Origin of the sequence: Burkholderia sp. Ac-20344, from assembly GCF_017104975.1 — a bacterium.
Classification (GTDB): Bacteria; Pseudomonadota; Gammaproteobacteria; order Burkholderiales; family Burkholderiaceae; genus Burkholderia.
The window spans coordinates 1-10,522 of the sequence record NZ_JAAGPP010000222.1; the positions used below are offsets into that span (position 1 = coordinate 1).

Annotated in this window: 8 protein-coding genes; 2 read left to right on the forward strand and 6 right to left on the reverse strand. The window is 68.1% G+C overall.

The genetic code is table 11. From position 1 onward, the window contains the following. Positions 1–1,469 (reverse strand): FAD-linked oxidase C-terminal domain-containing protein (locus G3N64_RS36230; RefSeq protein ID WP_205788441.1); only part of this gene is annotated, 1,469 nt, incomplete at its 3' end. Between the two features lie 41 nt (positions 1,470–1,510). Next, complete coding sequence (locus G3N64_RS36235; RefSeq protein ID WP_205788442.1) at positions 1,511–2,920, reverse strand: FAD-linked oxidase C-terminal domain-containing protein; 1,410 nt, start codon at positions 2,918–2,920, stop codon at positions 1,511–1,513. A 173-nt stretch (positions 2,921–3,093) separates the two neighbouring features. On the opposite strand from G3N64_RS36235, the gene G3N64_RS36240 reads away from it, so the two are divergent. Together G3N64_RS36240 and hmpA are read left to right on the forward strand one after the other, a co-directional pair. Next, entirely contained in the window at positions 3,094–3,645 is a 552-nt protein-coding gene (locus G3N64_RS36240; RefSeq protein WP_205788443.1) for a cob(I)yrinic acid a,c-diamide adenosyltransferase, read from the forward strand. Positions 3,646–3,737: 92 nt separating this feature from the next. Continuing rightward, on the forward strand, positions 3,738–4,946 hold the full coding sequence (gene hmpA / locus G3N64_RS36245) for an NO-inducible flavohemoprotein (RefSeq protein ID WP_205788444.1): 1,209 nt from the start codon (positions 3,738–3,740) through the stop codon (positions 4,944–4,946). 77 nt (positions 4,947–5,023) lie between these two features. Here hmpA and aroG read toward each other — a convergent pair whose 3' ends face one another. From aroG to G3N64_RS36265, 4 genes are all read right to left on the reverse strand, one after another. Continuing rightward, positions 5,024–6,097, reverse strand: a complete 1,074-nt coding sequence (gene aroG / locus G3N64_RS36250; protein WP_089424547.1) for a 3-deoxy-7-phosphoheptulonate synthase AroG — start codon at positions 6,095–6,097, stop codon at positions 5,024–5,026. Positions 6,098–6,500: 403 nt separating this feature from the next. Continuing rightward, entirely contained in the window at positions 6,501–7,967 is a 1,467-nt protein-coding gene (tldD, locus tag G3N64_RS36255) for a metalloprotease TldD (RefSeq protein ID WP_205788445.1), read from the reverse strand. An 86-nt stretch (positions 7,968–8,053) separates the two neighbouring features. Further along, a complete protein-coding gene (locus G3N64_RS36260; RefSeq protein ID WP_205788446.1) occupies positions 8,054–8,881 on the reverse strand; it encodes a carbon-nitrogen hydrolase family protein in 828 nt (275 codons plus the stop codon). Positions 8,882–8,944: 63 nt separating this feature from the next. Continuing rightward, positions 8,945–10,522, reverse strand: a 1,578-nt coding sequence (locus G3N64_RS36265; RefSeq protein WP_277399157.1) for an AsmA-like C-terminal region-containing protein, incomplete at its 5' end; no start/stop codon positions are given.

Genomic DNA, 10,522 nt, shown 5'->3' on the forward strand with positions numbered 1-10,522 from the left:
TGCAGCAGCCCGCCGCGCACGTGCTGGCGACCGTACTCGGCGCAGCGCGCGCGGGTCGGGATGCCCTTGTCCGGGTTCAGCAGCCCCGCCGGATCGAATGCGCGCTTGACCGCGAAGAACGCATCGCGCTCCTGCGGCGAGAACTGCACGCACATCGAATTGAGCTTCTCGATGCCGACGCCGTGCTCGCCCGTCACGCTGCCGCCGAATTCCACGCAGCATTCGAGGATTTCCGCGCCGAACTGCTCGGCGCGGTGCAGTTCGTCCGGATCGTTCGCGTTGTAGAGGATCAGCGGATGCATGTTGCCGTCGCCCGCGTGGAACACGTTGATGCAGCGCAGCCCGTAGCGCGTTTCGAGCTGTTCGATGCGCGCGAGCAGCGGGCCGATCGCGCGGCGCGGCACGGTGCCGTCCATGCAGTAATAGTCCGCGGAAATGCGGCCGGCGGCCGGGAACGCGTTCTTGCGGCCCGACCAGTAGCGCAGCCGCTCGCTCTCGTTGCGCGAGACCTGGATGCGCGTCGCGCCGTGCTCGCGCAGCACGGCCGTCATCCGCACGATTTCCTCGGCGACTTCTTCCGGCGTGCCGTCCGATTCGCACAGCAGGATCGCTTTCGCCTCGAGGTCGTAGCCCGCGTGCGTGAACGCTTCGACGGCCTGCGTGGCCGGCTTGTCCATCATTTCGAGCCCGGCCGGGATGATCCCCGACGCGATGATCGCCGCGACGGCCTCGCCGCCCTTGACGACGTCGTCGAAGCTCGCCATCACGAGCTGGGCCGTTTGCGGCTTCGGGATCAGCTTCACCGTGACCTCGGTGACGATCGCGAACATCCCTTCGCTGCCGATCATCACGGCGAGCAGGTCGAGGCCCGGCATGTCGAGCGCGAGCGAGCCGAACTCGACGATCTCGCCGTCGATCGTCACCGCGCGCACCCGCATCACGTTGTGCACGGTCAGCCCGTATTTCAGGCAGTGGACGCCGCCGGAATTCTCCGCGACGTTGCCGCCGATCGTGCACGCGATCTGCGAAGAAGGATCGGGCGCGTAATACAGGCCGTACGGCGCGGCAGCTTCCGAAATCGCGAGGTTGCGCACGCCGGGCTGCACGGTCGCCGTGCGCGCGTAAGGATCGACTTCGACGATGCGCGTGAAGCGCGCGAGCGACAGCACAACGCCGAGCGCGATCGGCAGCGCGCCGCCCGACAGGCTCGTGCCCGCGCCGCGCGGCACGATCGGCACCTCCATGCGGCGGCAGATCTGCACGATCCGCTGCACCTGCGATTCCGTTTCGGGCAGTGCGACCGCGAGCGGCAGGCGGCGGTATGCGGACAGGCCGTCGCATTCGTACGGCGCCGTGTCTTCGTCGCGGTACAGCAGGCAGTGCGTCGGCAGCACGGCCATCAGCGCCTGCACGACTTCGCGCTGGCGCTGCGCGCGTGCCGCGCTCGACAGTTCGACGGGAGCGTTCATTGGGTCTCCTGCAGCAGGCGGCGCGGTGTCGCGCCGCCGTGTCAGCACGTGAAAATCTTGCCCGGATTCATCAGGTTGCGCGGATCGAGCGCGAGCTTGATCGCGCGCATCGTATCGATCGCGTTGTCGCCGTGCTCCTTCGGCAGGAAGCGCATCTTGTGCAGCCCGACGCCGTGCTCGCCGGTGCAGGTGCCGCCCAGGCGCAGCGCGCGTTCGACGATCCGGTCGTTGATGTGCTCGGCTTCGGCGAGTTCCTCGGGCTTGTCGGGGTCGATCAGGATCGCGACGTGGAAATTGCCGTCGCCGACGTGGCCGACGATCGGGCAGGGCAGCGACGATGCGCGCAGGTCGACCTCGGTTTCCTCGACGCACGCGGCGAGCTGCGAGATCGGCACGCACACGTCGGTCGTCACCGCGCGGCAGCCGGGTTTCAGCTGCAGCATCGCGAAATACGCGTTGTGGCGGGCGGCCCAGAGCCGGCTGCGGTCTTCGGGGCGGGTCGCCCATTCGAAGCCCTGGCCGTTGTTCTGGCCGGCGAGCGCCTGCACGAGTTCGGCCTGTTCCTTCACGCCGGCCTCGGTGCCGTGGAATTCGAAGAACAGCGTCGGCGCTTCGGCGAGCGTCAGGTTCGAATGGCGGTTGATCGAGCGCACGGCGAGCGCATCGACGAATTCGACGCGCGCGATCGGCACGCCGATCTGGATCGTCTCGATCACGGTGCGCACCGCGTCGCCCATCGACGGGAACGTGCAGATCGCGGCCGACACGGCTTCGGGCAGCGGATGCAGGCGCAGCGTGATCTCGGTGATCACGCCGAGCGTGCCTTCGGAGCCGACGAACAGGCGCGTGAGGTCGTAGCCGGCCGACGACTTGCGGGCGCGCGAGCCGGTTTTCACCACGCGGCCGTCGGCGAGCACGGCGGTCAGGCCCAGCACGTTCTCGCGCATCGTGCCGTAGCGCACGGCGTTGGTACCCGATGCGCGGGTTGCGGTCATCCCGCCGACGCTCGCGTCGGCGCCCGGGTCGATCGGGAAGAACAGGCCGGTATCGCGCAGCGCTTCGTTGAGCGCCTTGCGCGTGATGCCCGGCTCGACCGTCACGGTCAGGTCTTCGGCGTTGATCGACAGCACGCGGTTCATGTCCGACAGGTCGAGCGATACGCCGCCGCGCACCGCAAGCAGGTGGCCTTCGAGCGACGAGCCGGCGCCGTACGGGATCAGCGGGACGCTGTACAGCGAGCACAGCGATACGACTTCGCGCACGTCGTCCGCGCTGTGCGCGAACACGACGGCGTCGGGCAGTTGCGGGTCGAACGGCGATTCGTCGCGGCCGTGGTGGGTGCGGACGGCTTCGGCGGTCGACACGCGCTCGCCGAAGGCGGCGCGCAGCGCATCGAGCATGGCGGGGGGAAGGGGGCGGCGCGTGGCGGCCGGCGGGGCAGGGTGATTCACGTACGTCTCCTTGTCGATCCGGGTGGGCGCGTTGGCGCCGCCCCGGCTCCCGTGCTGCAGGGTTTCGGCCCATTCTACGCTGTAACGCCCGCTGCGCCTGCCGCCGCGGGCTGCGATAATCGCGTTCGAACCCAAACGGGCCGCTTCGCGGCCGCGCACGAGAGGACATCCGCATGGGCAACCGCTTGAGCAAGATCGCCACGCGCACGGGCGACGATGGCACCACCGGCCTCGGCGACGGCCGGCGCATCGCCAAGGACGACACGCGGATCGCCGCGATCGGCGACGTCGACGAACTGAACTCGAACCTCGGCGTGCTGCTCGCCGAAACGCTGCCGGACGCTATCCGCACGGCGCTCGTGACGATCCAGCACGACTTGTTCGATCTCGGTGGCGAATTGTGCATTCCTGGCCATACGGTGCTCGACGACACGCATCTCGCGCGTCTCGACCGCTGGCTCGCCGACTACAATGCGACGCTGCCGCCGCTGAAGGAATTCATTCTGCCGGCCGGCTCGCGCGCGGCGTCGCTCGCGCACGTGTGCCGGACCGTGTGCCGCCGCGCGGAGCGCTCGATCGTCGCGCTCGGGCGCACCGAAACGCTCAACGATGCACCGCGGCGCTACGTGAACCGGCTGTCGGACCTGCTGTTCGTGCTGGCGCGCGTGCTGAACCGCACCGACGGCGGATCGGACGTGCTGTGGGAGCGCGGCCGGGCCCGCTGACGCTTCGCCCCTTTATCGCGCTGCGACAATTTGCCCGAGGGGCACTCATTTTTAAAAATGTATTGTATGTGCATGTTTAACGGAGAACGAACATGACCCACATCACCGCTGACCAGATGGCTCGCGTGAAGGCCACTGCCCCTGTCCTCGCCGTGCACGGCGCGACGATCACGAAGCACTTCTACCAGCGCATGTTCGCGCGGCATCCGGAACTGAAGAACCTGTTCAACCAGACGCACCAGAAGACGGGTAGCCAGCCGGAAACGCTCGCGAAGGCCGTCTACGCGTATGCGGCGAACATCGACAACCTCGGCGCGCTGGGCGGCGCCGTAACCAAGATCGCGCACAAGCACGCGAGCCTGAACATCCGCCCCGAGCATTACCCGATCGTCGGCGAGAACCTGCTCGCGTCGATCGTCGAAGTGCTGGGCGACGCGGTCGATGCCGACACGCTCGAGGCGTGGCGCGTCGCGTACGGCCAGCTCGCGCAGATCCTGATCGGCGTCGAGGCCGACCTGTACGCGGGCGCGGCGTGGAGCGGGTTCCGTCCGTTCAAGGTCGAGCGCAAGGTGCGCGAAAGCGACGAGATCACGTCGTTCTACCTGACGCCGGCCGACGGCGGCGCGGCGCCGACGTTCGAGCCCGGCCAGTACATCACGGTGAAGCGCTTCGTCGGCGACCTCGGTGTCGACCAACCGCGCCAGTACAGCCTGTCCGACGCACCGCACGGCAAGTGGCTGCGCATCTCGGTGAAGCGCGAGGCCGGCAAGCCGGAAGTCATTCCCGCCGGCAAGGTGTCGACGCTGATGCACGACGGCGTGGAAGAGGGCGCGATCGTCGAGGTCACCGCGCCGATGGGCGAATTCTCGCTGAAGCGTGGCGTCGAGACGCCGGTCGTGCTGATCTCCGGCGGCGTCGGCATCACGCCGATGATGTCGATGGCGTCGACGCTGATCGCCGAGGGCAGCCAGCGCGAAGTGCGGTTCGTCCACGCCTGCCGCTCGGGCGCGGTGCACGCGTTCCGCGACTGGCTGAACGATGCGGTGCGCGAGCACGCGAACGTCAAGCGCACGGTGCTGTACGAGCTGGTCGGTCCGAACGATCGCGCCGGCATCGACTACGACCTGGAAGGGCGCCTTACGCCGGAACGCGTGCAGCAATACGCACGGGTGCCGGACGCCGACTACTACATCTGCGGCCCGATCGGGTTCATGAAGGCGCAGCGTGACGCGCTCGTCGCGCTCGGCGTCGCGCCGGAACGCGTGAACACCGAAATCTTCGGTTCGGGCGCGCTCGAGTGATGTACTGGCGGAAGGTCTCCGGCCAATAAACAAAGCCCGGCGCGAGCCGGGCTTTTTTGTTGCGGCACGCGAGGCGATCAGTTGCCGCTGCCGCGCGTGACGCGGCGCGCCTTCACCGATTCTGCGAGGCCTTCGAGCACCTTCACGCTGTCGTCCCACGCGATGCACGCGTCGGTGATGCTCTGGCCGTAGGTCAGTTCGCAACCTTCCTTCAGGTCCTGGCGCCCCTCGACGAGATGCGATTCGATCATCACGCCGACGATGCGGGCGTCGCCGGCCGCGATCTGGCGGCCGATGTCCGCGCACACGGGAATCTGGTTCTCGTGCTTCTTCGAGCTGTTCGCGTGGCTCGCGTCGATCATCAGGCGCGCGGCGAGGCCGGCCTTGCCGATGTCCGCGCACGCGGCGTTCACGCTGTCCGCGTCGTAGTTCGGCGCCTTGCCGCCGCGCAGGATCACGTGGCAGTCCTCGTTGCCGGCCGTCGACACGATCGCCGAATGGCCGCCCTTCGTCACCGACAGGAAATGGTGCGGCTGCGATGCGGCCTTGATCGCGTCGACCGCGATCTTCACGTTGCCGTCGGTGCCGTTCTTGAAGCCGACCGGGCACGACAGCCCCGACGCGAGCTCGCGGTGCACCTGCGACTCGGTCGTGCGCGCACCGATCGCGCCCCACGAGATCAGGTCGGCGATGTACTGCGGGCTGATCATGTCGAGGTATTCGGTCGCGGCCGGCAGCCCCATCTCGTTGATCTGGAGCAGCAGTTCGCGCGCGGTGCGCAGCCCTTCGTTGATCTTGAAGCTGTTGTCCAGGTGCGGATCGTTGATGAGCCCCTTCCAGCCGACCGTCGTGCGCGGCTTCTCGAAGTACACGCGCATCACGATTTCCAGTTCGCCCTTGAAGCGCTCACGTTCCTTCACGAGCCGGCCCGCGTATTCGATCGCCGCCTTCGTGTCGTGGATCGAGCACGGCCCGATCACGACGATCAGCCGGTCGTCCATCCCGTGCAGGATGCGGTGCATCGACTGGCGCGAGTTGTAGATCAGCTCGGACGCGGCTTCGGAGCACGCGAATTCACGGATCAGGTGGGCGGGCGGCGTCAGTTCCTTGAGCTCGCGAATGCGGACGTCGTCGGTGTTGTGCGGGGGCATGCTGTTTCTCCTTGGTTCCGCGCGCCGTTCGGTCAGTGCGAGTGCGCGTGCGGCAGATTCATCAATTCAAGCGATTCAGTGGTTTCGGTCGGGGCCGCGGGACCGCTGCGGCGGCGACCGGGTGGCGAAGGGCGAAAAAAAAAACCGCCGGGTTCGCCGGCGGTTTTTCGGGAATTTCGGTTGCGCTTTACGCGCCATCAACCCTCTCGATCCGCCAGTGGTCTGAGATACCAAAAAAAGTAAAAGTAAAACTTGGCGGACATGACGGAGATTCGGTTCGTCAAAAAAGTTGATTCGGAATTTATACCCCGTCGCCGGGCGGCTGGCAACCGGGGGACGTCGAAAATGCGGACATTCCGCGCGCTTTCTTCAAAATGCGCGGAATGTCTGCGCCGCGATGCGGTTATGCCGTACCGCCGACCGTCATCCTGTCGATGCGCAGGGTCGGCTGGCCGACACCGACCGGCACGCTCTGGCCTTCCTTGCCGCACACGCCGACACCCGTGTCGAGCGACATGTCGTTGCCGATCATGCTCACGTCCTTCAGCGATTCGGGGCCGCTGCCGATCAGCGTCGCGCCCTTCACCGGGTAGGTGACCTTGCCGTTCTCGATCATGTACGCCTCGGACGCCGAGAACACGAACTTGCCGTTCGTGATGTCGACCTGACCGCCGCCGAAGTTCACCGCGTACAGGCCGTTCTTCACCGATGCGATGATTTCCTGCGGATCCTTGTCGCCGTTCAGCATGTACGTGTTGGTCATGCGCGGCATCGGCAGCGCCGCGTACGACTCGCGCCGTGCGTTGCCCGTGACCGGCATCTTCATCAGGCGTGCGTTCAGCGTGTCCTGGATGTAGCCCTTCAGGATGCCGTCCTCGATCAGCGTCGTGCACTGCGTCGGGTTGCCTTCGTCGTCGATGTTCAGCGAGCCGCGGCGGTTCGGCAGCGTGCCGTCGTCGACGACGGTCACGCCCTTTGCGGCCACCCGCTCGCCGATCCGGCCCGCGAATGCCGACGAACCCTTGCGGTTGAAGTCGCCCTCGAGGCCGTGGCCGATCGCCTCGTGCAGCAGCACGCCCGGCCAGCCCGGCCCGAGCACGACCGTCATCGCGCCGGCCGGCGCGGGGCGTGCGTCGAGGTTCACGAGCGCCGCATGCACGGCGTCGTCGACGTAGCGCGACAGCACTTCATCGGTGAAGTAGCCATAGTCGAAGCGGCCGCCGCCGCCGCCGGAGCCGATCTCGCGGCGGCCGTTCTGCTCGGCGATCACCGTGACCGACACGCGCACGAGCGGGCGGATGTCGGCCGCCAGCGCGCCGTCGCTGCGCGCGACGAGCACGACGTCGTATTCGCCGGCGAGGCCCGCCATCACCTGCGTGATGCGCGGGTCGCGGCCGCGCGCCATCTGCTCGATGCGCTCGAGCAGCTTGACCTTGGCCGTCGCGTCGAGCGATGCGAGCGGATCGGACGGCAGGTACAGGTCGCGGCCCGAGATGCCCTTCAGCGACGTCGCCGCCTTGATCTTCTGGCGGCCGCCGCCTGCCGCCGCGATCGCCTTGGTGGCCGCGGCGGCTTGCGCGATGGCTTCCGGCGACAGGTCGTCGGAATACGCGAACGCGGTGCGGTCGCCCGCGACCGCGCGCACGCCGACACCCTGGTCGATGCTGAAGCTGCCCGATTTGACGATGCCTTCCTCGAGGCTCCACGCTTCGCTGCGGGTCGCCTGGAAGTACAGGTCCGCGTAGTCGACGCGATGCGTGAAGATGTCGGCGATCGTGCGCGTGAGCAGGCTTTCGTCGAGGCCGTACGGCGTGAGCAGGATGTCCTTCGCCAGCGCGAGGTTGCGGATGCCGGGTTCGATGATGTTCATGCGGATATCGGGGTTTCTCAAAAAGTTGTCGGGTGCTGCTGGGCAGATGGGTTGGCCGCGCGGCGTTTCAAGCGGCGCGGCCGGATTCAGGTCAGCACGCGGTGCCGCCACGCGGGCAGGCTCTGGCGCACGTCGGCGATGCGCTGCGGATCGATCGCACCGAGCACGACGCTGGCGCCCACGTCGCGGACCGCGACGATCTCGCCCCACGGGTCGATCAGCATGCTGTGGCCCCAGGTGCGCCGGCCGTTCTCGTGCTTGCCGCCTTGCGCGGCCGCGAGCACGTAGCACTGGTTCTCGACGGCCCGCGCGCGCAGCAGCGTTTCCCAGTGCGCGCGGCCCGTCGTATACGTAAACGCCGACGGTACGACGATCAGTGCGCAGTCGCCCATCCTGCGATACAGTTCCGGAAAGCGGAGATCGTAACAGACCGACAGGCCGACCCGCCCGAACGGCGCGTCGAACGCGACGACCGTATCGCCCGCGCGGATCGTGCGCGCCTCGTCGAACGACTCGTCGCCTTTCTCGAAGTTGAACAGGTGGATCTTGTCGTAGCGCGCGGCTTCGTGGCCGGACGGATCGAACACGAGCGTCGTGTTGAGCACGCGATCGGGCTCCGGCGCCTTCAGCGGCAGCGTGCCGCCGATCACCCAGATGCCGTGGCGACGCGCGGCCTCTGCGAGGAAGTGCTGGATCGGGCCGTCCTGGTAGGGTTCGGCGAGCGCGAGCTTGTCGGTGTCGCGGTGGCCCATGAAGCAGAAATACTCGGGCAGCAGCACGAGCTGCGCACCTTCGCCGGCGGCTTCCGCGATCAGGCGGCGCGCTTCGGCGAGATTGCGCGCGACGTCCGGCGTGCTCACCATCTGCAGCGCGGCGACCTGGAAGGGCGTGGCGGAACGGGTAGGGTCGGTCATCGCAGGATCGGTTGCGTCATAAATGGGGTGCGGCCCGGCACCGTGTGCGGTTCGACGCGCGGCTCAATGATTCACCGTGTCGGCCGGACCGTGATTCATCTTACCCTGATCGCCCCGCACCCGCTCGATGTGCGGGTGCGCCCACGAGCCGGTGATCGCGTAGTCGAGCGCGAACGCGTGCGACAGCGTCTCCGACAGTGCGTAGTTCGCGGCCAGCACGCCGACGCCGAGCAGCGGGTTGATGATGGCCGCGCCGATCGCGGCTGCACCCGCGCTGATTTTCGGTGCGACGTGCGCATGCAGGTCCTGCGTCTCGGTGCCGAGATCGACCGCACCGCGCACGGTGACGTTCGCGGGCCCCGCCATCATCGAGAAGTCGTCGGTGCGGGCGATCCCGTTCGAGATCCGGCCGGTGCCGGTGATCTTGTCGAACGGCAGCCCCTTGCCGATCACGTCGCGGAAATTCAGCGTCAGGAAGCGCGCGAGGCTCTGCAGGCTCAGCACGCCGAGCAGTTTCGCCGCGCCCGGATCGACCTTCAGGATCTGGCCGTGTTCGAGATCGAGCGCGACCTGGCCGCCGAGCGACGGGAAGTCGAGCGCGGTCGGGCCGCCGCGCCAGCCGACCTTGCCGGTGACCGTGCCATGGCCGTCCGCAAGCGTGCGCGGCAGGCCGACGCGGTCGAGCAGCGCGCCCGCGTTGTCGATGTCGAGCTTGAAGTCGAACACCGTGCGGCGCGGCGCATCGTTCTCGTCGGCGCCGCGGGCGAGCGCACGGCGCGACGTGCGCCAGTTGCCGGTCGCCGTCAGCTTCGCGGCCGGGTTCGACAGCTCCAGCTTGTCGAGCTGCCAGACCGGCGTGCCGGCTTCGTCGATGTTGCGCGCGTTGACGACGAGGCGGCCGATGTCGTGGTTGCGCGCGACGACCTGGTCGACGATCAGGTCGATCGACGGCATCGGGCGGTCGGTCGGCGTCGGCAGGTTCATCGCACGCCCGACGAGGTCGTGCTGCGCGCTGTCCGGGATCACGAGCTTCGCGAGCCGCGCGTTCAGCACGCCCGCGCCGTTGTGGCCGCCGCCCGGCGCCCACGACAGGTAGCCCGACACCTGGTTCGACGCGATGTTCGCCTGCCAGAGCTCGTCGATGTGCGACGCGCCGACGATCACGTTTTCCCAGTTGCGCTTGAGCAGCTTCAGCGTGCCGAAATGGAACGCGAAGCGCTTCGGCGCGAAGCTCGCGAAATCGACGCGCGGCGCGGCCTGCGGCTCCGGCGCGCGCGGCGTGTCGGGCTTCAGCGTATGGGCGAGCGCGAGCCACGCATCGGCGTCCAGTTCGTTGACGTCGACGGCCGCGCTCACGCCGTCCTGCGGCATGTCGGGCATCCGGTGGATGCCCATCGCGCCGCGCACCGCGCGCAGCGGCTGGCCGCGCGTCGCGTCGAGCAGGTAGGTCGCGGACACGGGGCCGAGCGTCAGGTCGGCGTGCTCGAGGCGCTTGCCGTCCGCCTGCGGCGCCGGCTGCAGCGTGAAGCTGAACGGCATCGGCGTGCCGGCCGCCTTCGCGAACGGCGCGGGGAAGTTCAGCGCGACGCCGGTCAGGTCGGAATGCGCGCTGATGTCGGGCAGGCGGCCCGGCGCGCCGCG